Source organism: Agromyces capsici, from assembly GCF_058349965.1.
Map to the genome: position 1 here is coordinate 191,834 of NZ_JBYRET010000002.1, position 24,657 is coordinate 216,490.

At 68.4% G+C, this 24,657-nt stretch carries 12 protein-coding genes, 1 tRNA gene and 2 pseudogenes; 13 read left to right on the forward strand and 2 right to left on the reverse strand.

All coding sequences use genetic code 11. The annotated features are described in order from the left end of the window. Positions 1 to 34: 34 nt before the first annotated feature. Both nudC and AC3RKB_RS14795 read left to right on the forward strand, forming a co-directional pair. Positions 35 to 1,045 (forward strand): NAD(+) diphosphatase, encoded by a 1,011-nt coding sequence (gene nudC, locus AC3RKB_RS14790; RefSeq protein WP_491437023.1) that lies wholly within the window; start codon positions 35 to 37, stop codon positions 1,043 to 1,045. Continuing rightward, on the forward strand, positions 1,030 to 2,853 hold the full coding sequence (locus AC3RKB_RS14795) for an ATP-dependent helicase (protein ID WP_491437024.1): 1,824 nt from the start codon (positions 1,030 to 1,032) through the stop codon (positions 2,851 to 2,853). The genes nudC and AC3RKB_RS14795 overlap by 16 nt, the downstream gene beginning before the upstream one ends. A 790-nt stretch (positions 2,854 to 3,643) precedes the next feature. Here the strand turns inward: AC3RKB_RS14795 and AC3RKB_RS14800 are convergent. Next, positions 3,644 to 5,035, reverse strand: a complete 1,392-nt coding sequence (locus tag AC3RKB_RS14800) for a zinc-dependent metalloprotease (RefSeq protein WP_491437854.1) — start codon at positions 5,033 to 5,035, stop codon at positions 3,644 to 3,646. Positions 5,036 to 5,247: 212 nt separating this feature from the next. Between AC3RKB_RS14800 and AC3RKB_RS14805 the strand changes: the two genes are divergently transcribed. The 5 genes from AC3RKB_RS14805 (at position 5,248) to AC3RKB_RS14825 (ending at position 11,907) form a co-directional block, all read left to right on the forward strand. After that, positions 5,248 to 6,351 (forward strand): YlbL family protein, encoded by a 1,104-nt coding sequence (locus tag AC3RKB_RS14805; RefSeq protein ID WP_491437025.1) that lies wholly within the window; start codon positions 5,248 to 5,250, stop codon positions 6,349 to 6,351. A 130-nt stretch (positions 6,352 to 6,481) separates the two neighbouring features. Further along, positions 6,482 to 9,394: a UPF0182 family membrane protein gene (locus AC3RKB_RS14810; RefSeq protein WP_491437026.1), complete on the forward strand. Its 2,913-nt coding sequence runs from the start codon at positions 6,482 to 6,484 to the stop codon at positions 9,392 to 9,394. 62 nt (positions 9,395 to 9,456) lie between these two features. Further along, positions 9,457 to 10,254, forward strand: a complete 798-nt coding sequence (locus AC3RKB_RS14815) for a class I SAM-dependent methyltransferase (protein WP_491437027.1) — start codon at positions 9,457 to 9,459, stop codon at positions 10,252 to 10,254. Between the two features lie 130 nt (positions 10,255 to 10,384). Beyond that, positions 10,385 to 10,461: transfer RNA gene (locus AC3RKB_RS14820), tRNA-Met, on the forward strand. A gap of 237 nt (positions 10,462 to 10,698) precedes the next feature. Then, entirely contained in the window at positions 10,699 to 11,907 is a 1,209-nt protein-coding gene (locus tag AC3RKB_RS14825) for a tyrosine-type recombinase/integrase (protein ID WP_491437028.1), read from the forward strand. Positions 11,908 to 12,064: 157 nt separating this feature from the next. Here the strand turns inward: AC3RKB_RS14825 and AC3RKB_RS14830 are convergent, their stop codons facing one another. Then, complete coding sequence (locus tag AC3RKB_RS14830; RefSeq protein WP_491437029.1) at positions 12,065 to 13,093, reverse strand: trypsin-like serine peptidase; 1,029 nt, start codon at positions 13,091 to 13,093, stop codon at positions 12,065 to 12,067. A gap of 236 nt (positions 13,094 to 13,329) precedes the next feature. Here AC3RKB_RS14830 and AC3RKB_RS14835 point away from each other — a divergent pair. The 6 genes and pseudogenes from AC3RKB_RS14835 to AC3RKB_RS14860 form a co-directional block, all read left to right on the forward strand. Next, positions 13,330 to 14,492, forward strand: a pseudogene (locus AC3RKB_RS14835) (IS256 family transposase). Between the two features lie 573 nt (positions 14,493 to 15,065). Beyond that, positions 15,066 to 16,691, forward strand: a complete 1,626-nt coding sequence (locus tag AC3RKB_RS14840) for a trypsin-like serine peptidase (RefSeq protein WP_491437030.1) — start codon at positions 15,066 to 15,068, stop codon at positions 16,689 to 16,691. 54 nt (positions 16,692 to 16,745) lie between these two features. Continuing rightward, positions 16,746 to 18,413 carry a VMAP-C domain-containing protein gene (locus AC3RKB_RS14845; protein WP_491437031.1) on the forward strand — a complete coding sequence of 556 codons (1,668 nt, stop codon included), beginning with the start codon at positions 16,746 to 16,748 and terminating at the stop codon, positions 18,411 to 18,413. Continuing rightward, positions 18,406 to 19,383 carry an AAA family ATPase gene (locus tag AC3RKB_RS14850; protein WP_491437032.1) on the forward strand — a complete coding sequence of 326 codons (978 nt, stop codon included), beginning with the start codon at positions 18,406 to 18,408 and terminating at the stop codon, positions 19,381 to 19,383. Before AC3RKB_RS14845 ends, AC3RKB_RS14850 begins: the two co-directional genes overlap by 8 nt. After that, on the forward strand, positions 19,373 to 23,389 hold the full coding sequence (locus tag AC3RKB_RS14855; protein WP_491437033.1) for an SAV_2336 N-terminal domain-related protein: 4,017 nt from the start codon (positions 19,373 to 19,375) through the stop codon (positions 23,387 to 23,389). The genes AC3RKB_RS14850 and AC3RKB_RS14855 overlap by 11 nt, the downstream gene beginning before the upstream one ends. Positions 23,390 to 23,569: 180 nt before the next feature. After that, positions 23,570 to 23,833 (forward strand): annotated as a pseudogene (locus tag AC3RKB_RS14860) (hypothetical protein); the annotation flags it as partial. Positions 23,834 to 24,657 lie beyond the last annotated feature (824 nt).

A 24,657-nucleotide genomic window follows, 5' to 3' on the forward strand; every position in this document is an offset into this window, starting at 1 on the left:
CCCGACGACTCCGGCCGCAAGCGAGAGGTGCACCGTGCTCGAACCCGACGCGCCGCTCGCGGTCGACGCGCCGCCGCTCGCACGCGAGCACCTCGACCGCGATGCGGCGAGCCGCGCCTCGCTCGAGCGGCAGGACGCGTTCGACGCCGACCCGAACGCGCGCGTGCTCGTGGTGCGCGACGGCCGGGTGCTGCTCGGCGCCGGCGCAGGCGGCGGCGACGGTGACGGCGACACCTCGCGGGCGCTCGGCCTGCGCCATCCGTCGACCCTGCCCCAGCCGGTCCTGCGCTGCTACCTCGGCCGGACGCTCGACCCGGGTGCCGGCGACGCCGGCGATCGACTGCCGGCGGGAAGTCCCATCGAGGCGTGGGTGCTCGCCGACGCCGATGCCGCCGCGCTCGCGCCCGACGACCGCTGGGCGGGGCTCCGCACGGTCGCCACCGCGCTCGACGACCGCGACGCCGGGCTCGCGATCGAGGCCGTCGCGCTCGCGAACTGGCACGCGACGCACGCGTTCTGTGCGAGCTGCGGCAGTCCGACCGAGGTCGTGACGTCGGGGTGGGCGCGGCGGTGCCTCGCCGAGGACCGCCTGCGGTTCCCCAGGACCGACCCGGCCGTGATCGTGATCGTGACCGACGACGACGACCGCGTGCTGCTCGGCTCGAACGCGATGTGGCAGCAGGACCGCTTCTCGGTGCTCGCCGGCTTCGTCGAGCCGGGGGAGTCGCTCGAGGCGGCGGTGGTGCGCGAGATCGCGGAGGAGGCCGGGCTCGCGGTCGACCGCGTCGAGTACCTCGGGTCGCAGCCGTGGCCGTTCCCCGCGAGCCTGATGTGCGCGTTCCGCGCGCGTGTGGCCGACGGCGCCCCGGTGACCGCGGTGCCCGACGGCGAGGAGATCCTCGAGCTGCGCTGGTTCGACCGCGACGAGCTCACGGCCGCGCTCGGACGCATGGCGCTTCCCGGCGAGACGTCGATCGCGCGCTGGATGCTCGAGCGGTGGTACGGCGGGCCGCTCGAGTCGTCCGTGCCGTGGTCGACCTCGTGACGACGCCGACGACCGACCCGCTGCTCGCCGCGCTCGACGACGAGCAGCGCATCGCGGCGGAGGCGCTGAACGGACCCGTGTGCGTGCTCGCAGGCGCGGGCACGGGCAAGACCCGCGCGATCACGCACCGCATCGCCTACGGCGTCGCGACGGGCGCGTACGATCCGGCGCGCGTCATGGCGCTCACGTTCACCAACCGCGCGGCCGCCGAGCTCCGGGCGCGGCTCCGCGCACTCGGCGCGGGCGCCGTGCCGGCGCGCACGTTCCACGCGGCCGCGCTGGCGCAGCTGAACCACTTCTGGCCGATCGTGGTCGGCGGCCCGGCCCCGCGGGTGCTCGAGTTCAAGGGCCGGCTGCTGGGGCTGGCTGCCGAACGCTGCCGGCTGAAGGTCGACACCGCGACGCTGCGGGATGTCGCGGCCGCGATCGAGGTGCGCAAGGTCACGGGCCTCTCGATGGACGAGTTCCGTGCGCGCGTCGCGAGCCGCGGTGCGCCGGGCACGCTCGACGCCGAGCAGCTGCTCGCGCTGGTCGAGGCGTACGAGACGCTCAAGGACGAGCGTCGCATGATCGACTTCGAGGACGTGCTGCTCGCCACGGCGGGCATGATCGAGTCCGAGCCCGCGGTCGCGATGCAGGTCCGCGAGGGGTACCGGCACTTCGTCGTCGACGAGTACCAGGACGTCTCGCCGGCGCAGCAGCAGCTGCTCGACCTGTGGCTCGGCGGGCGCGACGAGCTGTGCGTGGTCGGTGACGCGAGCCAGACCATCTACTCGTTCGCGGGCGCGTCGGCCGAGTACCTGCTCGGCTTCGAGCGGCGGTTTCCGGATGCCACGCTGGTCCGGCTCGAACGCAACTACCGGTCGACGCCCGAGATCGTCGAGGTCGCGAACCGCCTGATGCGCGGTCGGCCGGGCGCGCTCCGCCTCGTCGCGTGGGCGCCCGACGGCGGCGACCCCGCGATCGGCGGCGCCGACGCGCCGCGCGCGCGGCCGGCCGGCGCCCAGGCGCCGCACGACCTCGTCCCCGAGGTGGTCGCGTACTCCGACGAGCTCGCCGAGGCGCGGGGCGTCGCCGCCCGGATCCGCGACCGGCTCGACGCGGGCGTGCCGGCGGAGTCGGTCGCCGTGCTGCTGAGGGTGAACTCGCAGTCGGCGCTGCTCGAGCAGGCGCTCGGCGAGGTCGGCGTGCCGACGCGGGTGCGGGGCGCGCAGCGGTTCTTCGACCAGCCCGAGGTGAAGCAGGCCGTGCACGCGATCCGGGCCGAGGCCCTCGTGCTGCGCGACGAGCCGATCTTCAAGACCGTCAGCGACGTGCTCCGCTCGCTCGGCTGGTCGATCGAGCCGCCGGCCGGTCCGGGCGCCGTGCGCGCCAGGTGGGAGTCGCTCAACGCGATCGCCCGGCTCGTCGACGACCTGCCCGCGGGCACGACGCTCCGCGCGTTCGCCGACGACCTCCGGGCCCGCGCCGAGGCGCAGCACGAGCCGGCGATCGCCGCGGTGACGCTCGCGACGCTGCACTCCGCGAAGGGCCTCGAATGGGACGAGGTGCACCTCGTCGGCCTCACCGAGGGCATGCTGCCGATCGCCTACGCGACCGGGCTCGAGGCCGTCGACGAGGAACGCCGGCTGCTGTACGTGGGCCTCACGCGGGCACGGCGTCGGCTGACCTTGAGCTGGGCCGGCCGGGCCGCCGCGCATCGAGGCGAACGGGAGCCGTCGCGGTTCCTCCGAGAGCTCGACATCCGCACTCCGGATGCGCCTCGATCGGGTGGGATCGGGGTCGCGGCGAGCCCGTCGCGTCGCTGAACACGACGGTCGCGGCGTCGAGCTCGCTCCGTCCGTTCCGCACGAGGTCGTCGACGACGGATGCCGCGAGCGCGAGCGCCTCGTGCTCGGCCCGGGCCGATCGGGGTGGGGCCTGAGCCGCGGCGAGCTGGGCCGCGATCGCGGGCCACGCGGCATCCGCGTCGCGCCGCGCGAGGTGGACGCACCGCAGGCACGGACCCGCCCCGGGCCGCACGAGCGGGCCGACCTCCCATCCGCGCTCGTCGGAGACCACCGCCAGGTGCGGCACGTCGGCGGCCAGCCACGGCAGGTGCGCCCCCGGGGCGATCACCCAGGCGCCGATGAGGACCCCGATGTCGGCGTCGCGCGGGTCGATCGCGTCGGCGTCGACGGCGCGGTGACCCATCCGGGCGACGAGGCGGACGAGCGGGGCGATCGCCGCGCCGTCGCCGCCGATCGCGACCACGGCCTGGCGGTCAGGCTCGGCCTCGTGCCCGGCGTAGGGCAGGAACGCCGGTTCGAGCCGCTCGAGCAGCGCGTCGACCTCGGCCTCGCTCGCACCGAGCCCCGTGCCGATCGTCCGGAGCGTGGACACGGACGCGCCCGAGGACAGCGCGCGGAGCAGGCCGAGTTCGGCCGGCCCGGGGTCGACGAGCACGGCCGTCGGCCGTGCCCCGCCGAGCTGCAGTTCGCGCGGCGAGCGCCAGACCAAGGGGAGTGCGGGATCCAGTCGCGGCGTCATGCCGGAAGCATGCCGCAGGCCGGCGGAGCACGTCGGGCTCCCTCCACAGGGGGCCCGGAGCGCGGGCGGTCAGGCCCGCTCGTCGCCGGGCGCGCCCTCCTCGTCATCGCCCGCTGCGCTCTCCTCGTCATCGCGCGCTGCGCTCTCCTCGTCATCGCCCGCTGCGCCCCCCTCGTCGGAAAGCTCGCCGCGGAGGAGCGCCTCGAGCGCCTCGTCGAACTCGGCGTCGGCCTCGCCGCCGGCCTGGCCGCCGGCCGCGAGCCGGGCCGCGAGCGGCGCCGGGTCGTCGAGGTCGGTCGCAGTCGGCAGCAGGTCGGGATGCGTCCACAGTGCGTCGCGTGCGGAGACGCCCACGGCCTCGGTGACGGCCCGCCACATCGCCGCGGCATCCCGCATCCGGCGCGGCCGCAGCTCGAGCCCGACCAGCGTCGCGAGTGCGGACTCGGCCGGTCCGCCGGTCGCGCGGCGGCGGCGGATGGTCTCGGCGACGGAGTCGGACTTCGGCAGGCGGGCCGTGGCATCCGCCGTCACCACGTCGACCCAGCCCTCGACGAGCGCGAGCATGGTCTCGAGCCGGGCGAGCGCCGCCTCCTGCTCGGGGCTCTTCGGGCGGAGGAGTGCGCCGTTGGCGACCGCGTCGCGCAGTTCGTCGGTGTTCGACGGGTCGAAGCCCTCGGCCAGCTCTTCCAGCCGCTCGACGTCGACGTCGATGCCCCGCGCGAACGCGGTGATCGCGGTGATCAGGTGCAACCGCAGCCACCGGGCGTGCCGGAACAGCCGGGCGTGCGCGAGCTCGCGCACGGCGAGGTACAGCTCGACCTGGTCGTTCGGGATGTCGAGGCCCTCGCCGAACTCGGCGACGTTCTGCGGCAGCAGCGCGGCGCGGCCGTCCTCCAGGAGCGGCAGGCCGACGTCGCCGCCGGAGACGACCTCGGTCGAGAGCTGGCCGACGACCTGCCCGAGCTGCATGGCGAACATGGCGCCGCCGATGCCCCGCATCATCCGGCTCGCGCCCTGGATCATGGAGCGCAGCTCCTCGGGCGCCTGCTCGCTCATCACCCGGGTGAGCGAGTCGGCGATGCTGAGCGCGACGGGCTCGGCAAGCTGCGACCAGATCGGCAGCGTGGCCGCGGCCCACGAGCGCCGCGTCAGCAGCTCGGGCGTGCCCGGCAGGGCCGTGACATCCACCACCTCGTCGAGCCAGAGCGCTGCGAGGTCGAATGCGGCGTCGAGCCGCTCGGCCTCGGCGGGCTCGACCTGGCGCTGGCCGGCCGACGCCCGCTGCTCGGCCTGCCTGAGCGCGAGCGACCAGTCGATGCCCTCGTCCTCGGACCGCTGCATGGCCTGCTGCAGCTGGCTGAAGATCGCCGCGAGGCTCGCCGGATCGCTCGGCAGGCCGGCCGCGTCGGCGAGCTTCGACGGGTCGATGCCGCCCGACCCGGACAGCAGCTCGCGGAGCATGTCGCGGAACTCGTCCTCGGGGTTCCGGTCGCGTTCCTCGTCGCCTTCGGCCACTCGGGCCACCTCCCTCGTTCGGCATTCCACGCTACCGCCGCCGCCCCGCTTCCTTCCCGGGAAATGGCCTAGGCTGACCTTCCGGGTGTCCGCCCGTCGCGAACAGCGCCGGCCCCGGTGGGGTCGCCATGCGGCGCCCACGGAAAGGATGTCGGCGCATGTCGCTGTTCGGGCCCGGGTCGGGTGGGGCGCCTGCGAGCCCGCGATCGCGGCGCGAGCGGATCGGATGGGCCGCGGTCTGCATCGCCGTCGTCATCGGCCTCGTCTTCGCCCTGCTCCCGTCGCCGTACGTGATCCAGCAGCCCGGGCCGATCTACGACACGCTGGGCACGACCGAGGTCGACGGCGAGGAGATCCCGCTGATCGAGATCCCCGACGAGGAGACGCACGCCACCGAGGGGTCGCTCGATCTCCTGACGGTCGCCGCGGTCGGCCGTCCGGGTGCGACGCCGGGTTGGCTGGATGTCGCGGCCGCGTGGTTCGATCCGCGCCGCGCCGTCGTGCCGCTCGAGGCGGTCTACCCACCGGGGCTCAGCGAGGACGACCGGAACGCCCAGAACACGGCGCAGATGGTCGACTCGCAGCAGGACGCGATCGCCGCGGCGCTCGTCGAGCTCGGCTACGAGTTCCCGCGCGAGGTCGTCGTGCTCGGCGTCGGCGAGGGCACGCCCGCCGAGGGGGTGCTCGAGGAGGACGACGTCATCGTCGCGGTCGACGGCGTCGAGGTGCACTCGGTCGACGAGCTGCGCACCGCGCTCGGCGAGCACGGCACCGAGACTCCCGCGCAGCTCGAGGTGCTCCGCGACGGCGAGACGCTCGTGCTCGAGGCGACCCCTGAGGCGGTCGGCGGGCAGGCGGTGCTCGGGGTGGGGGTGCGCATGCGCTACGACTTCCCGATCGACGTGCAGATCCGGCTCGATGACGTCGGCGGGCCGAGCGCCGGCATGATGTTCGCGCTCGGCATCGTCGACAAGCTCACGCCCGGCGCGATGACCGGCGGCGACCAGGTGGCCGGCACCGGCACGATCGACTCGGATGGCGCGGTCGGCGGCATCGGCGGCATCCGCCAGAAGCTCTGGGCCGCCCACGACGACGGCGCCGACCTGTTCCTGGCGCCGCAGGCGAACTGCGACGAGGTGGCCGGCAACGTGCCCGACGGGCTCGACGTGTTCGCGGTGACCACGCTCGAGGAGGCGCGCACCATCGTGGAGACCGCCGCCGAGGGCGGCGAAATGGCGTCCTTCGCCCGCTGCGCGGCGTGACCTGAGCGTTATCCGGTGCCCAGCGGGCCCGCAGCCTTTGCACGTATGCCGACCATAGGATGGATACTCGACCCCGCCCCGACCCCGAATGAGGCCGAGAGTGTCCACAGCACAGCCGCAGGAACCGAGGATGCCGCGCCGTCGCGCGCCGATCGCGATCACGATCGGCATCGTCGGCGCGCTCGTCGTCGCCTTCTTCGTGTTCGCCGGCATCTACGCCGACGTGCTCTGGTACCAGCAGCTCGGGTTCGTCGAGGTCCTCGCGACCGAGTGGATCGCCCGGATCGTCCTCTTCCTCATCGGCTTCGCCGCGATGGCGCTGCCCGTCTGGATCTCGATCCAGGTCGCGTACCGCACGCGCCCCGTCTACGCGAAGCTCAACTCGCAGCTCGATCGCTACCAGGAGATCTTCGAGCCGCTGCGCCGGCTGGCGATGTACGGCATCCCGATCGTGCTCGGCATCTTCGCGGGTGTCTCCACCGCGAGCCGCTGGGATTCGGTGCTCGTGTGGCTGAACCGCACGCCCTTCGGCACGAACGACCCGCAGTTCGGCCTCGACGTCGGCTTCTACGTGTTCGAGCTGCCGTTCTACCGCTCGATCGTGGGCTTCGCCTCCGCCGTGGTGCTGCTGTCGGGCCTGCTCGTCATCGCCACCAACTACCTCTACGGCGCCATCCGCGTCAGCGGTCGCGAGGTCGTCATCTCGAAGGCCGCGCGCATCCAGATCGCGATCACCGCGGGCCTGTACCTTCTCCTGCAGGCCGTCAGCATCTGGCTCGACCAGTACGCCACCGTGACCGAGGCGGGTTCGCTGATCACCGGCGCGTCGTACACCGACGTGAACGCGACCATCCCCGGTCGGCAGATCCTCGCCGTCATCGCGGCGGTCGTGGCGGTGCTCTTCCTCATCACCGCGATCCTCGGCCGTTGGCGCCTGCCCCTCATCGGTGCCGTGCTGCTCATCGTGTCGAGCCTGCTCATCGGCTCGCTCTACCCGTGGGTCGTGCAGCGCTTCCAGGTCGACCCGAGCGCGCGAGCGCTCGAGGCGCCGTACATCGAGCGGAACATCGAGCTGACGCGCGAGGCGTTCGGCGTCGCCGACATCGAGGAGACCCCCTACGAGGCGAAGACCGACGCCGAGCCCGGCGCGCTCCGCGAGGACGCCGCGACCACGGCGAGCATCCGCCTGATGGATCCCGCGGTGATCAGCCCGGCCTTCCGCCAGCTCGAGCAGTTCCGCCAGTACTACCAGTTCCCCGAGACGCTCGACGTCGACCGGTACGAGATCGACGGTGCGACGCAGGACACGGTCGTCGCCATCCGCGACCTGAACCTCGAGGGCCTGGGCGACGCGCAGACCTGGTTCAACAGCCACCTCGTCTACACGCACGGCTACGGACTCGTGGCGGCCGCGGGCAACCAGCGGTCGAGCGACGGCCAGCCGGTGTTCATCCAGTCGGGCATCCCGTCGACCGGCACGCTGCCCGAGTTCGAGCCGCGCGTGTACTTCGGCGAGAACTCGCCCGACTACTCCATCGTCGGCGCGCCCGAGGGCGAGCAGCCGATCGAGCTCGACTTCCCCGCCGGAGGCGAGGGCGAGCCGCAGCAGACCACGTTCGCCGGCGACGGCGGGCCGCAGCTCGACAACATCTTCACCAAGCTCGTGTACGCGCTGAAGTTCCAGTCCGAGCAGATCTTCCTCTCCGACCAGGTGAGCAACGACTCCCAGATCCTCTACGACCGGTCGCCGATCGAGCGCGTGCAGAAGGTTGCGCCGTTCCTCACGCTCGACAGCGACACGTACCCCTCGGTGGTCGACGGCCGCATCGTGTGGATCGTCGACGGCTACACGCTCTCCGACCAGTACCCGTACTCGAACAAGGTCAGCTACAGCGAGGCGATCTCCGACAGCGAGGGCGTGCAGCAGCCGCTCGCCTTCGACGAGGTCAACTACATCCGCAACTCGGTGAAGGCGACCGTCGACGCGTACGACGGCTCGGTGACGCTCTACGCGTGGGACACCGAGGACCCGATCCTCGAGACGTGGCAGAAGGTCTTCCCGTCCGCCATCGAGCCGATGAGCGAGATGTCGGGCGAGCTGATGAGCCACGTGCGCTACCCGGCCGACCTGTTCAAGATGCAGCGCGCCGTGCTCGGCCGATACCACGTCACCGAGGCCGACGCGTTCTACTCGCGCGAGGACGCGTGGACCACGCCGCTCGACCCGACGCAGGGCCAGGCGAGCACGCTGCTCCAGCCGCCGTACTACCTGACCATGCAGATGCCCGGGCAAGAGGTGCCGACGTACTCGATCTACTCGACCTTCATCCCCGAGGCGCGCGGGTCGGCGAGTCGCAACGTGCTGCGCGGCTACCTGGCGGTCGACTCGAACGCCGGCTCCGAGGACGGCGAGCGTGCCGAGGGCTACGGCAAGCTCAGGTTGCTCGCCCTGCCCGAGGACGACAACGTGCCCGGCCCAGGCCAGGTGCAGAACACCTTCAACTCCGATCCGACCGTGTCGCAGTCGCTGAACCTGCTGAAGCAGGGCCAGTCCGACGTGATCAACGGCAATCTGCTCACGGTGCCCGTCGGCGGAGGCCTGCTCTACGTGCAGCCGGTGTACGTCCGCTCGACGGGTGAGACGAGCTATCCGGTGCTGCAGAAGGTGCTCGTCGCGTTCGGCGACCAGATCGCGTTCCAGGACACGCTCGACGAAGCCCTCAACGTGCTGTTCGGCGGCGACTCGGGCGCGGCGGCGGGCGACGAGGAGGTCCAGCCGACCGAGCCGGGCACCACTCCGGAGGAGGGCACCGACCAGCCGGCGACCGAGGACACCGAACTGCAGGCGCTGCTGAACCGGGCCCGCCAGGTCCTCGAGGACAAGCAGCAGGCGCTCCAGGAGGGCGACTGGGCGGCATACGGCCAGGCCGACGCCGAGCTCGCCGAGATCATCTCGGAGCTCATCGTGCTCGCCGACCAGGGGGCCGCGTCCGAGACGCCGGCCACCGAGCCGCCGGCGACCGAGGCGCCGTCCGAGGGCTGACGGGCGTCGAGCTCACCGGCGGCGACTGGCTCGAGGGCAACCGGGCGAACTGGGACGAGCGCGTGCCGGTGCACGTCGCCTCGCCGTTCTACGACCGTGCGCGCCTTCGCGCCGGCGGGAGCCAGCTCGACCCGATCGCGGCGGCCGGCGTCGGGCGCGTCTTCCCCGATGGCCTCGACGGCGTGCGGGTGCTGCACCTGCAGTGCCACTTCGGCTCCGACACCCTGTCGCTCGTCATCGCGGGCGCCACCGCCGTGGGGCTCGACTTCTCGCGGCCGGCGGTCGAGGAGGCGCGGCGGATGGCGCAGGAGCTCGGCCTCGCCCAGCGTGCACGCTTCGTCGAGGCGAACGTGTACGACGCGCGGCACCGGTTGCCCGAACCCGAATCGTTCGACCTCGTGTTCACCACGTGGGGCACGATCGGCTGGCTTCCGGATGTCGCGGAGTGGGCCCGCATCATCGCCTGGTTGCTCAAGCCCGGCGGGCGGCTCTACTTCGCCGACGGGCATCCGGCCGCGTTCGTGTTCGACGGCGACGGGGGAGCGGGCGGCCTGCCGACCTTCGCCTACCCCTACACGTCGACCGAGGTGATCGAGTTCGACGACCCGAGCGACTACGCCGACCCCGAGGCGCAGCTGCAGCACGCGAAGACCTTCGAGTGGATGCATCCGCTCAGCGAGGTCCTCGGCGCCCTCCGCGATGCCGGCCTCGCGCTCGACGACCTCAGGGAGCACTTCGAGGTGCCGTGGCAGCTCTTCCCGGTCACGGTGCCGAAGGGCGACGGGATGTACGGCTGGCCGTCGCAGCAGTGGCTTCCCCTGTCGTACGAGCTCGTGGCGTCCCGGCCCTCTGCGGGTTGAGGAGAGGCGCAGCCGCGTTCCCCGTCGCTCGAGCAGGCGCGGAGCGGGCGTGTCGAGACCCGCCGCCACGCCCGGGCGCCCCGCTCGATTCGACGGCCCTTGATCCCCGTGCTAGTGTTATCTCTTGTGCCGCGGGGTGGAGCAGTTCGGTAGCTCGCTGGGCTCATAACCCAGAGGTCGTAGGTTCAAATCCTGCCCCCGCAACCAAGAAGACCCGGTCAGATTCGGTTTCTCGGTCCCTACAAAGGGAATTGAGAATGACTGACTCGGCACAAATCCGGCGCAGCGCCACGCTGCGCCGGATTTTTCTTTCTCTCCGTGAGGTGCGCCTCGGGGGTTCCGTGTGGGCCGCGAGTTGCGGTACCGGCTCTCGGAGGTGCAGGCGTGGGTCGAAGGGATGGAAGCACACGATCACGCTGCCGATCTGGTCGAAGGCGCCCTCCGTTGAGCGGCCGCGGCCGCCTCGAGATCGGAACGTACGGCGACATCAGCACGACGCGCACGAGCAGTGGCACTGTGCGAGCGGAAGCCCTGTACCGCGACGGCGATGGGATGGTCCGGAAGGTAACCGCTACCGCAGTGACGGCGAAGCAGGCCAAGCAGAGCCTGCGACTGAAGCTTCGACGGCGCAATACCGCGACCGGATTCGGGGTCGCCCTATCGCCGGAGAGCACTGTCGCCGAACTCGCCGAGGCGTGGATGGAGGATGTCCGAGTTCGCTCAGACCTCGCGGCAGGAACGAAGGATCTCTATCGCCGGGAGCTGAACAGCCTCGTCCTGCCGACGTTCAAGACCTTCCGCCTGCGCGAAGTCACCAGCGGCCGAGTGGACCAGTTCCTGAAACGCCAATTGCTCGTCTCGTACGCGCCTCGGCACAGCCGAGTCGTGCTCAATCTCATGTTCGGCTACGCACTCCGACACGAGGCGCTGCATCGGAATCCGGTCGTGGGCACCGCGCGACTCAACCAGCCAGTCAGCAAACCGGTCGCCTTGAGCTTGGACGAGCTGCAGCTGGTCCGTCAGGCCGTCGCGTCATGGCGCAGCGGGCTGTCGGTGAGCGGCCCGCGTCCCGACGGCCAGGTGCGTGACGTCATCGAGGTGATGCTCGGGACCAGCGATCGAATCGGTGAAGCGCTCGCGCTTCGCAAACGCGACGTCGACGACACCGTTTCGCCGATGCAGGTCACCGTGGCCGGGACGCTCGTGGTGATCAAGGGTCGCGGTGTGTATCGGCAGGATCACGCGAAGACATCGTCTTCGCACCGCACGCTGCAGGTTCCAGACTTCACGGCAGAGGTGCTTCGCCGACGGCTCGCCCACCTGCACGATGCCGACGGTGACCAGCTGCTCTTCCACACCCGGGTCGGAACACCGCTTGCCCCGAACAACGTGCGGCGCACGCTGAGAAAGATGCTTGACGTCGCCGGCCTCTCCTACCTCAAAGTCACCCCACACACCTTCCGGCGCACCGCGGGAACGGTCATCGCGCGCGCAACCGATGTGGAGACGGTCGCGGATGTCCTCGGGAATGGTCCCGAGGTCGCCAAGAAGCACTACATCGAGCCCGAGGCGCCGAAGCCGATCGCATCGCCGGCGCTCTATCTGCAGGACTTGGCCCCGCGATTGCAGCTCACCACTGCACGCCGCTCATGACCCCGCGGTAAAGTCGTGCGGGCTTTTCCCGCCTGCATTCGTCACGGCCACAGCAGGGGAAGCGCGGCCCCGAGCCGTGAGGTTCGGTGGGATGGCCGATGCGGCCCTACGTGTCGCGCTCGATGTTCGGTCTGGGAAGCACAGCGGTAGCTTCGGGCTACGCCAGTCCCGCGGCTTTCAAACCCTCGACGACCCGCTCGATCCGCTGTGCCTCGCTGCGAATCTCGTAGAACCCGTCCGCCTTCACCTCGGACCACGCATGTTGGAGTGCGACGAGTTCCCATCGTTCATTGAATACCGGTGAGCCAGACGCTGCGCTCTCCGTACCCGTCAGGTACTGCACGACATCGTCTCCAACGAAACGGACGTTCTGGAGCATCCCGATCGTCTTCGACGCTCCGTGGGGATGCTGGATGACATGGACGCGGTCGCCCGGTCGGACTGCGCCCGAGCCGGTAAGCCCAATTGTGGCTGCTGTCTCGGGTATCTGTCCGTCCAGCTTGATCACCGCCCAGTCATGGATTGGGTCACCGACGATGCTTTCGGGATCGCCGGACAGTATGGTCGGGCTCTCCTGGGTCCCGTCGGACGAGCGCTCGTAGCCGAACCACGCCTCGACCGCTGTTGCCCGCGGATTGGCTCCGATGCGGTCAAAGAGCACGTGATGGTTGGTGAGGACACTATTCGCATTGATACGGAACGCAGTTGCGTAATATTCTGCGCTCGACAGCGCGACGCGCAATCGGCAGACGCCAGTGCTTAGCTCCAGTCCACGGCGCAAGAATCCGATGTCGAGGTTAGTCGCTTCCGCCGCGAGAATCTTCTTCTGGCCTATGTCCTCGAAACCGTGCCATTCCGTTGGCTCGAGGGGAGCGGGGGGAGCAACAATGGGAGATGGCGCGAGCAGTTCGTCGATTCGCTCGGCGACGGCGTAATCGCCTTGATCCTTGATTGAGTGCAGGAGGGCTTTCAGCTTCGCTTGCTGGAAAGTACGCCCGAGAATGTCACGCCACACCCATTTCATTGGCTGATCCCAGTCGAATTCCGAAGCATCGACGTTCGCGAGCGCCAGAAAGTAACGAACGGGTTGCTTGCTCTGGTAACTCGCCGTGAGCAGACCCAAGAGTTCACGCACTGCTGGATCGGAGAAGTCGAGCGGAGGCGGTCGATCGAGGAAGGACGTCATGAGGCTCCAGTCCCATGGGACATGCAAGATTGCTCGATCTGAGTGGTCGATCGCGACCCGGCTCAGCAATCGTGGCAGTAGGCATTCTCTCATGCGCCGCTACGAGAAACGACAGTTGAGTCCCGCATAGTGGTGTAGCGCACCGGTGATCGAGCTCGTCGCTACTGACGTGAGCGCGGCCACCGTGTGATCCTTCGAGGAATCTCCTACAACCCACTCGAACGGAATCAATCACGATGACCGCACCTCATATTCTCGACCCTGCCGGCCTGCCGGCCTGCCGGCCTGCCGGCCTGCCGGCCTGCTCGGCGAAGCCCTCACGGATGCGTCCCCGGATCTGATGCGCACCTGCTGCAGACCATGGGTCGGCACGATCGACATCGCGATCCCGAAGCTGCGCACCGGGACGTACTTCCCGGAGTGGTTGCTCGAGACCCGCAAGCGGGCCGAGTCCGCCATGATCACCGTTGTCGCCGACTGCTACCTCGCCGGCGTGTCCACCCGCCGGATGGACAAGCTCGTCAAGACCCTCGGCATCCACTCCCTGTCGAAGTCGCAGGTGTCGCGGATGGCCGCCGACCTGGACGAGCACGTCGACCAGTTCCGCCACCGGCCCCTCGGTGACGCGGGCCCATTCACGTTCGTCGCCGCGGACGCGCTGACGATGAATGTCCGCGAAGACGGCCGGGTGATCAACGCCGTCGTGCTCATCGCGACCGGCGTCAACGCCGACGGCCGCCGCGAGGTCCTCGGCCTGCGGGTCGCCACATCAGAGACCGGGTCGGCGTGGAACACGTTCTTCGCCGACCTCGTCGCCCGCGGCCTGACCGGCGTGCGGCTGGTCACCAGCGACGCCCACCAGGGGTTGAAGGACGCGATCGCGGCGAACCTGCCCGGCGCCAGCTGGCAACGATGCCGCACCCATTACGCGGCCAACCTGATGTCCGTGACGCCGAAGAGCATGTGGCCAGCGGTCAAGGCGATGCTGCACTCGGTCTACGACCAACCCGACGCCGACGCCGTGCACGCCCAGTTCGACCGGCTTCTGGACTACGTCGACGGCAAGCTCCCCGCCGTGTTCGAGCACCTCGATGCCGCCCGCGCCGACATCCTCGCCTTCACCGGGTTCCCCGAGGGCCTCTGGTCACAGATCTGGTCAAGCAACCCGAACGAGCGCCTGAACCGCGAGGTCCGACGCCGCACCGACAGCGTCGGCATCTTCCCCAACCGCGACGCGATCGTCCGACTCGTCGGCGCGGTCCTTGCCGAGTAGACCGACGAATGGGCCGAAGGGCGCCGCTACCTCGGACTGGCAATCCTCGCCCGAAGCCGCCTCACCCTCCTCCCCGACACCGGGAGCGAGGTGAACGCCGACACCATGCTCGAACTCAGCGCCTAACCACCCACATCGAAGGACACCGCGCTACACCACCACCAGGGACTTGACCGAAACGACAGGCGCCATGTGATCGTCCGTGTGCGGATGTTCGGCCGAGGGCAAACTACTGAGCGTTTGGCTGCTCCCTCAAAGCGGCTGGTCGCTGGTCCGTTGAGATCGAGGCGCCCCCTCCACCGCTCGTCGCGCTACACATAGCCCGGCATTGCAGAGCCGCCCTTGTTGGGAGGATGGGCCCCTAGCGCCTCGTCGCCGAACTCGTCGAGCTGACACAGTCTCGTCAGATCCGCGGCCGCGAAGGTGGCGTGAATCACCCCGAGGTCACATCACGCATGGCCAGCGCAGGAAATTTCCCATCCTGGAGAGGCCTCCGCCCTTACCCCATCCCGAGACCCCGCAGCGCCCGTCCCTCTCATTTGTAAGAGCGCCGCATTGACGCGCCATCCGATGCCCGCCATTCTGGGGAGGACCTCACCATGAGGGGGGCTTATGGTGCGGATCGAACTAGAGCGCGTGCGCGGCCGCCGGATCGAATACGTCGGCACGCGGCCGACCATCCGGGAAGCGGGGTGAACGATGTCGTTCTACAACGAGCCGTTCCGTCTGAGTGATCCGCGCGCCAAGGAGTTGCTGGCGATCACTTCCGCCGGAATCGGCGCGAAGCGGTCGATGCAGGACTTCATCGAGCGCATCGGCGTCTCTGTCCTAAGCATCGAGTGGGAAGGACCCGTCAGCGAAGTCTGGCCCGACGCGCTGGACGCCGTCGCCAAAGAGGGGAGGCTGAGGCAGTTCATGCTTGCTGCGCTCGAGGACGTGAATTTCACATTCGCGCACGGGCGGATCCAGGCGCTGCTCGCGGAATGCGATGCGGAGGCGGCGGCGGAGGCTCAGGGAGCCGATCCGCAGGCAGTGATCCAGGGCGGCGGCAACCCGCAGGCATCGCCTGCCTCAGATCCCGTTCCTTACAGCCCGGTCGCCGCAGCGAACGGACGACCGTGGTTCGAGGACTTTCCGCTCGACTTCACACGTCAGGACACACGTTCGGTCGAGGAGCTGCTCATCGCCGGCTATCCGTTCAATATGGCGGCGCTCTCGTTAGCAGTGAACGCAGGGCTCAATCCCGCCCACCTTAACCAGATGGCGCAGGTCCGATTCCTGATCCGCGAGATCCTCGAAGAGGCGCGACAGGCGGATCGCCTGCCGCAGTTGCTCGCGGAGGTACTCGGGGATCCCGGCCAGGCGGCGATCCATCCAGGACTCAGCGCGACCATCGCCGGTCACGAGGCGACGATCCAGGCCGCCGCCCTTCATCGGAAGCCCTCTCTCGCAACTATGGCACTGCTGCCTCCGAGCGTCGAAGTGTGGCGGGCCGACGCCGAGACCGCCGAGCCCCTCGCCGCGCCTGGCCTGGAGAAGATCATCAATGCCGCGGCTGGATTTGCAGATCCCGCGGTATTCCGGTTGCGGCTCGTGGAGGCCGAGGCCCGCACCGCTCGGATCGAGATCGGCGGCAAAGCCAAAGGCACCGGCTTCCTGATCAGTCCGCAATTGCTTCTGACGAACTGGCACGTGGTCGCGGCGGGCGCACACGGGGCCGTGGCGAGATTCGACCACAAGTCGAACGGGCGCGACGCTGAACCCGAGAAGGGGCGTGCGGTGCCGTTCGCCGAGGATTGGCTCGTCGCTCACAGCGAGTTCGCCGCACGTTCCGTCGAGCTCGGTCCAGACGGGCCGCCAGACGGATACTGGGACTTTGCGATCGTCCGACTCCGCGAGCCGGTTGGATCCCAGACCATCGGGGCTGACCCCGTGGTGGATGCCGCGCAGGCACGTGGCTGGTACGCCCTTGATGGCGGTGCATACGACTTCGCCGACGCGGAACCGATCCTGATCCTTGGCCACCCGCAGGGCAGACCCGCCCAGCTGTCGTACGCGAGCCCGGCGCACGCCCGAGTGACCAAACACGAAAATCGGGTGCGGTACGAGACGAACACCGAAGGCGGCTCGTCGGGATCGCCGGTCTTCAACCGGGACTGGCGGGTCGTCGCCCTGCACCACGGCGCCGGCCCAACCTCGACACCCGGCGAGTTCGATCAGCAGGCGAGCGGCTTCAACCAAGGAATCCCGGTGTCCGGTATAGTCACCGAGCTGCGTGCGCAGCTGGCGGGTCGGAGCGAGCTGGCTGAACTGGGACTTGAGTGATGGATGACGCCCGCCAAAGGGGCCCTGCTGCGCTGGGTGGGACTGGGGTAAGCCATGTCTTTTTGGACTGAGCCATTCAGGCTGGGCGACCCACGCGCCAAGGAGCTGCTGGAGATCGCATCGATCGGCTTCCGCGAGAAGAGGCCGATGGAGCACTTCGTTGAGAGCATCGGCGTCTCGACCACCGGCATCGAGTGGGAGGGACGCGTCGACGACGTTTGGCCCGACGTGCTGGAGACCGTTGCCAAGCAGGGCAAGCTGAGGGCATTCGCAGAGGCGGCGCGCGACGACAAGAACTTCACGCTCGTACAAGGCCGGATCCAGGCGCTCATGGCGGCGTGCGACAGCCAGGCCGGGGTGGAGTCCCAAAGTCCCTATCTGACGAGCCTCGATGGCGGGGCCAGCAACGAGAAGCACTTCCAGCGTTCGCAGCTCGATGCACTGATCACGGCCGTCGCCCAGGCGGCGGCTGCTGCGCCTGATTTTGGAGTGCCGGGCGCGCGCGAGTCCAAGCGTGCCTTCGCGTCGGGCGCCGGCGAGGCCTTGGTGGCTGACCTGGAAACTCGTGCGCGGAGCGACACACAGAGGGCCGCGGCCCAGCTTGTGCGCACCTGCTTCGACCATCAATCGAGGATCGCCGAGCCCGGATATGCCTTCCGCGATGCGCTGCTCGCACAGATGAGGATCGCGTACCGCGCGTCGGATGCCAAGGACGCGGAGAGCTTTGTGGTGCGTGGGCTGCTGCCGACGCTCGATCGCCTCGCGCTCGAGACCGAGCGCGGTCAGGAGAACGGACCGCTCTATCGCTTCGTCGCAAGTCTTGAGTCCCTCACCGGGGCCAGCCTCGACAGCTGGTTCGCTGGCGAGCTCAACGACGATGAAACCCAGCGGACGAGAGCGGGTGCGCGGGTGGTACCTCCACCGCCGCGGGAATATCTGGTGTTCGACCTTCGATTCGTGCGGCAAGGCACTGCGGAGCAGGAATGCAAGCTCATCGTTTATCGATGGGTGGAGAACACCGAAACCGGGGCCGGAAGGTGGGAGCAGTGCGAGCATGTGCCGTGCCCGCCGAGCCCGGAAGGCATTAAAGCCGCCATGGAACCCGTACTCGCCCGCTTCGAGAGCACGAATGTCTCGATCGGCATCATCCTTCAGCGGGAGCGCTTCGCATGGCAGCCCGAGAAGTGGAAGTTCGATCCGTGGGATGAGGGCGAGTTCACCCTGCAGTCGGAATATCCTGTCGTGCTGCACAGTGCAGATCGCATCTATGCCCGGAGACCCACGACTCGAGAACGGTGGGCGCAACGGCTGGCGTCGATCCGGGCATCCTTCGACACCGAAGTTCCCAAGATCGAGTGGATCGGCCCGCAGTCGCTGACCATCGATTCCGGGGCGAAAAGGTACTCCTGCATTGTGCTGGAGCCAGCGTTTTCGATCACCACGGGCGTTGATTCCCGCGACGCGCTCAATGCCGCGATCCTCGCCGGCGTGCCGTTCATCTTCTGGTCCGACGATGAGCCGCACGACCCAGTGACCGCCATGAGCAGAGTCGAGCGGTTCATTCAGAGGGGTCTTGGAGACCTTCCCGAACGCCTCATGCTCGAGCGATCGGAGTTGCAGGCGACAACGGGGTACTCCCTGCGGGTGATCTGGGACGACAAGGTCAGGCTGCCTACCGAGCGCACGCTTCTACAATCCCAAGCTAAGGAGTCCTATGGATAACTGGACGGTCTACAGCGGTTCAGGGAGCCCGAATGAAATCGACATCCCGGCCGGGCCCCCGTGGCGTGACTTCTCCGCGAAACGCTCGCTGTCCGGCCGACCTTTCAAAGCGACCCGCAGAGTCGTCGAGGCTGTCAATGCCGCGTTGCATCTGCGACGGCCACTGCTGCTGACGGGCAATGCCGGATCGGGCAAGTCTTCGCTCATCGACTCGGTCGCTCGGGAACTCATGCTAGGGCCCGTGCTCGAGTGGCATGTCACCTCCTCCAGCACTCTTGCCGACGCGCTGTACCGTTATGACGCGATCGGACGCCTTCATGCGCATGGTCTGCAGGAGAAGGGCTCCGAGCCGCCGCCGATCTCGGACTTCCTGCGCCTCGGCCCGCTCGGAACGGCCCTCGTCGCGCGTGGGCGTCCGCGGGCCTTGCTCATCGATGAGATCGACAAGAGCGACATCGACCTGCCGAACGATCTCCTCAACACATTCGAGCGTGGCGAGTTCGAGATCCCTGAATTGGCCCGGCTGAAGCGCGTATCGGTCGCCGTTCGCGGATACCTCGATGACGAGGACGACTACGAGATCGTCGACGGCAAGGTGCAGTGCACCGAATTCCCGTTCGTGGTGCTCACGAGCAACGGCGAGCGCGACTTTCCCGCTGCCTTCCTGCGTCGCTGCATCCGATTGAGGATGCCGGACCCCACGCCCGATGAGCTCACCGCCATCATCCAGGCGCACCTGAACGACCCCAAGAAGTTCAATGAGTACAGCACGGTCATCGGCACGCAGATCGACGAGTACGTGAAACTCAGAGAACAGAGTCCAGCTCATCTTGCGACCGATCAGCTCATGAACGCCGTCTACCTCGTCACAGGTGCGGCGCGAGATGCCGAAGATCGTGAGCACATCGTCAAACTCATCCTCAAGGAGCTCAGGAGCGACACGGCCGAGGGACTTAGTGATGAACCATGAGCGATCGATTCACCGGCTGACATCGGCCCTACGGCAGGCGGGCGTCCTCACGGAATGGCAGGACATCGCCGACATCGTCTGGCTTGCCCAGCGACTGGGGGTCTCCGGCACAGAGTTGCACGAGGAGGAATTGCCTGCATCCTCCGAGCAGGAACCGGCAACCGACGCTCCAGCGCCTGCCGTTGCTGCTCCGAAATCGGATCCTCAGCGACGGCCGCGCGCGCCGCAGACGAAACTTGCCGAGGGCACCCCGCGCATCGTCCCTGCCGCAAATGTGAATGCCGACGCGGCAGCCGGGGTTGCGATCGTCGCGCCGCATCGTTTCGCGCTGCCGCGACGTGGCGAGTTCGAACGTGCGCTGCGACCGCTCAAGAAGCGGCAGCGTTCGGGTCGGCGCCGAGAGCTCGACGTCATCGCAACGATCGAGCAGTACTCTGATACGGGCGTTCTCGTGCCGATTCTGCGGCGGGAGAAGGAACCGTGGCTCGACATCGCCGTCGTGTTCGACGGCAGCCCGACTGTTTCGGTGTGGAAGGACACCGCCGACGCGTTCGCTGATCTGCTCGAACGTTCCGGGGCCTTCCGCCATGTCGGACGCTGGACGATCGACTCTGAGAACGGGCGGCTGCGCATCCGGAGTGCGGCTGGGGTCCTCCTCGGCGTCAATGAGCTCGCCGACCACTCCGCGCGCCGGCTTCTGCTGGTGCTGACCGACGGCGCGGCGGCGATGTGGGCCGAGGAGCCTATCTGGAAGGCCCTCCGATGGTGGGGGCGGTGGTCGCCGACGGCCATCCTTCAACTGCTCCCTCCCCACGCCGCTGCCCGCACGCATGTCGGTACCGGACTGTTCCCCGCGCGAGCGCATTCCGCCGCGGCACCGAGCGCCAAGCTCAGCTTCGATCAGCCGTGGTGGGCGGCCGGTGATCGAATCGAGGAAGTCGTTCCCGTCGTTCCCTTGTCGGCGGCCGGCTTGGGAGAGTGGGCGCGTCTGATCGTGGCGAAGACAGGAGCGGTCGTCGATGTGATTCCTGTCGAAGCCTCGGGTGCGGCATCCACGTCCGATGCATCCGAGCCAGACTCGGCGACGGTCCGCGAGCTGCTCAACACAGGTCTCTCGCCCAGGGCGCGTCGACTCGGCGTGCTGCTCTCGGCGATCGATGCGTCGATGGATGTCGCACGCATCATCATGGAGAAGCTCATGCCGGAGGCCGAGCTGTCCGACCTCGCCGAGCTGTTTGCGATGGGCGTTCTGCGCAGCAGCGGGGATCGAGTGGAGTTCCACTCGATGGCCCAGGCCTTGCTTCGGGACGAGCTGACGCCATCAGACGCACTCCTGGTGTGGCTCGCGGTGACTCCCTACTTCGAAGCGCGCGGCCAGCACTCGCCCCTAGCCGTGGTGTATGGCGACGTCGAGACGGCGCTCGCAGCGGGTCAACCAGCGGGGTTCGACGTCGTGGCCGCCAAGGCCCTTGCGGATCGGCTCAGACTGTCGCAGCGCGCGCCTATGCCGCGGCCGAACCCCCGTGACGTCGATGGGCCGTTCGGCGTGGAGGCTACGTCGCCCGAACCAGCGGGCGCGCTGGTCGTTTCCGTCACCTCGACGCATTCGGACGGTGACGACGTCTTGCGTTGGGAGTACCGCGACCACGGGGAACTCGTCGTAGAGCTGACGGAACCGACCCGCGGCATCCGAAGTCTGGCGGTGCAGCTCGGCGACGCTCGGGGTCCCGGACAGTTCGTCGAACGGGCCACCGGGCTCGCTCATGCACTGCACCGGGCTATGCCGGCGCGATTAAGGCCGGCGCTCTCCGACGTCGCACGCTCGCCGGACGGGGCGCTGATCGTCCTCACCGACCTCCTCGACGTCCCGTGGCACATGCTGCCTCTCGAACCGAGATCTGTCGGATGGCAATCGAACGTCGGCTCGCGGTCGCCGGTCACGGTGCGCCCACCGGGATGGGCGAGCCTGCACAAGGGCAATGTTGTCGCCGACGACTTCGTTGTCGTGCTTCCCCCGCGCCGGAGCAAGACGCTTGCCGGCGCCCGCGAGGAAGAAGCCCATGAACTGTCCCAGGCGTTCGCCGTGCGAACGGTCTACGCCTCGGAGGAGGTCGCACCGGAGACAGCGAGCGGACCACAGGTGATCCACGCCACGGTCGCTTTGATGGAAAGCTTCGATCTCACCCGAGGGCCGCTGGTGTTCCTGAGCGTGGGCGTCACAGCTGCCTTCGTGACACGACTCCTCGAGGGAGGCGCCCGCGCCGTGGTCGCACCGATCTGGTCCGTGAATGCCCGGGAGGCGCGTCGGGTTGCGGAACGGTTCTACGGACATCTCGCTGACGGCTCGACGACATCCGAAGCGTTGACGCGAGTGCGGGCTGAGCTTGTCAGCGAGAGGTCGTCGCTCGCGGAAACCGTCCTCGCGTTTCAGCATTTTGGGGACCCGTCGCTGACAATCTCGTTCACACCGCCTTCGCACGCCGAGGCCGTGGACTCCCCGTCGGCCGTGTTCGGTGGCGCCATCGTGGTCGACCTCGGCACCGACCCCGAGGCGTCGAAGCAGCTGGACGGCATCATCCAATGGTTGACGGACTCGAGCGGCGCCGCCGTCGACGGGGCTGACGTCCGAGTAATCCGCGCGCCCGGGACGACCCTGGCGATCGCTGCTCTCGAACCATTTGCCTCCCTGCGCGCCGAGAACGGCAAACCCCTGTTCCTGCTCGTCAACGGAACGGCAGTCAGTACCCGCGGCGAGCCGCTTCTCAGCGTGGGCGATGCATCGGCTCCGTCGGCTGTCAGCCTCCGCGACATGGTCCGGTGGCTGGCAAGCATCCATCCAAGTGGTGTGTTCGCCGCCGCGCAGGACAAGTCGGCCGGGCGCGTCACTGCCGAGAGTTCAGGCGGCCTGATTCCGACCACCGGGCCCAACTCGGCCCCGTGGATGCTCGTCCGCTGGCCCGCGGGTCATCCTCGGTTCTCGACGATCCCCTGGGCGATCGATGAACTGCGCGGCACGCCGCCAGTGAGCGGCGACAGGTTGCGAGCAGCTCTGATGATCGCCCCCGAGGATCGAGCCGGACTGGACACCTGGGACGAGTTCACCCAGGTACTGAAGGACTCAGCCCCGCTTGCGGTACTGGCCGAGGCGCAGGTTGCACAGGAGAAGCTCGCTTCCGAGATCGAACGAAAGCAAGCGGACGAAGGCACATGGGGAGGGGTCACCGTCGAGGGGTCCGACCTCCAGCGCCTCATTATCATCCCCGGCGGTGAGTCGAGCGTAGGCGCCTCTTCGACTTCGGGTGTCCAGTCAGACAGCTTTTTCGAGATGGTCCAGATTGACGCAGGACCGTTTCTACGCGGCCCCACGGCCGAACAGGTGGAGGAAGCGCGCGGGTCCGGCGACTACGACGCGCGGCGAATTCCGACGCTTGCAACCGGAACGGTTGACCTCCCAGAGTTCAGCATCGGTCGGTTTCCAGTGACCAACCAACAGTGGGCAGCATTCGTGGCCAAGGGGGGTGGCTACGCGCCGCGCTACTGGGAAGCGAAGACTCCGCCCCCCGAGTTGGCGGATCATCCCGTCGTATGGGTGAGCTGGGCGGCTGTGCAGCGGTACCTCTCCTGGCTTTCCGACTCGACGGGCCTCGCCTACCGGCTGCCGTCGGCACTGGAGTGGGAGAAGGCTGCCCGGGGTACCGACGGCCGCCGGTTCCCCTGGGGGGACGAATTCGATAGCAGCCGCGTTCAATACGCTCGCCGGAAGACAGCCCCTGTATGGGCACACTCGCCCGCAGGCGATAGCCCGTATGGCGTTGCCGACACCGTGGGCAACACGAGAGAGTGGACCTCGTCCGTGAACCCAGCCCGACCGGGAGATACCCCAAATGTCACGGTGTGTGGAGGGGGTTTCCTTGCCTCCGCTCCCCTCGAGTTGTGGTGCTGTTATCAGACCATTATCTACGCAGGCCCCAAGGCTTCGATCGGCTTCCGCGTAGCGAGTGGGTGACGCCTCAGGATGCGGTTCCACGAGCCGACCATCGCCTACGTTGCCCGCCGCACTTCTGAAGGCAGGAGCAAGGCGACATCATCCGCTGCCTCAAACGCTACGCGATCCGCGAGGTCTACCACTTCGTCAAAGCGAACCCGACAACCGGCGAGATCAGGAGTTGACAACCATAGGAGCTTCAACGCCCTCGCCGAGACCGTGATTGGCCTGTTCAAGACCGAGGTGATCCGCCGCCGCGGAACCTGGCGCATCGTCGAGCAGGTCGAACTCGCCAACCTCGAGTACGTCTGGTGGTGGAGCAACTGCGGTTGCACGGAGAGATCGACCTGCGCACCCCGCTGGAGGTCGAGCACGCCTGTTACGCTGACCAAGAACCAGGCCTGGCGGCGACCGCCGGGCAGGGAAACCGATCGGAACGAAACCCAGGCCGAATCACGACGATGACACAGGCGTACGTCTTACGACGATGGTCATGGTGACAGTGATCCTTCCACTGGATGGCATCGCCAAGAGTCGGCGTCGGCCCGGGCGAGGGTCACTCCGAGGCAGTCCTGTAATGGGCCACGACCGCGGCAACGGTGGGGCATGCTTCTGATCAAGCCATCGAAATCGGCCGGGTCGGCGCCGGCTTCCGGCTCGATCGGACAAATCCCGGCAAAGGCACACCGCGACTACGGAGGCAGGCGACTCAAGAGTCACGATCGGGCAGGAGCGCCAGCACCAACTCTGCCAGCCAGCCCAGGCCAGTCACTTCGAGACTTACAGGGGGACTCACTCGGCGGACTTCTCCTATCAGGCACCTGCCCGCTTGTCGCCCGGTTCGGATCGATTCAACCGGCTTGCGTTGGCCTATTCAGTGGCTGGGCGGCCCCTCTGGCGCACCAACTGGCCATTCGAGCGTGTGCCCGCGCCCAGGGTAGGAGTAGACCCCACCTGGTCCCGAGCCTAGGAGCCTGGGCGGGTCCGGGAGAGGGTCGAGGAACGCGCACGTTCCCTTGGGCCATCCACCCGCGTGGGACGTCCAAACGGTCTCCGAGCCTACGGAAATGGTTGAGAAGAGCGCTCCGTCAAGCGCGGTTGCCCAGACCGCAGGGATGCCCCGAGGATCACCGCAGAGGCCGCCAATCGCGCCGTGACCCTGCGGCAATCGCACGCGTTCCCATGAATCTCCGAGTCTCCAGCAGTGGTAAAGGCCGCCCTCGTATTTCCACGCGAACCAGCCGAGCGACGTCGACGCAAGGCGCCAAGTGCCAATCACAGCATCGACT

Coding starts and splice junctions, on each gene's coding strand:
- AC3RKB_RS14800 (WP_491437854.1), bottom strand. CDS start 5,035: ATGCTCCGCGAGCTGCTGTCCGGGTCGGGCGGCATCGACCCGTCGAAG.
- AC3RKB_RS14805 (WP_491437025.1), top strand. CDS start 5,248: ATGTCGCTGTTCGGGCCCGGGTCGGGTGGGGCGCCTGCGAGCCCGCGA.
- AC3RKB_RS14810 (WP_491437026.1), top strand. CDS start 6,482: ATGCCGCGCCGTCGCGCGCCGATCGCGATCACGATCGGCATCGTCGGC.
- AC3RKB_RS14830 (WP_491437029.1), bottom strand. CDS start 13,093: ATGACGTCCTTCCTCGATCGACCGCCTCCGCTCGACTTCTCCGATCCA.
- AC3RKB_RS14840 (WP_491437030.1), top strand. CDS start 15,066: ATGTCGTTCTACAACGAGCCGTTCCGTCTGAGTGATCCGCGCGCCAAG.
- AC3RKB_RS14845 (WP_491437031.1), top strand. CDS start 16,746: ATGTCTTTTTGGACTGAGCCATTCAGGCTGGGCGACCCACGCGCCAAG.
- AC3RKB_RS14850 (WP_491437032.1), top strand. CDS start 18,406: ATGGATAACTGGACGGTCTACAGCGGTTCAGGGAGCCCGAATGAAATC.
- AC3RKB_RS14855 (WP_491437033.1), top strand. CDS start 19,373: ATGAACCATGAGCGATCGATTCACCGGCTGACATCGGCCCTACGGCAG.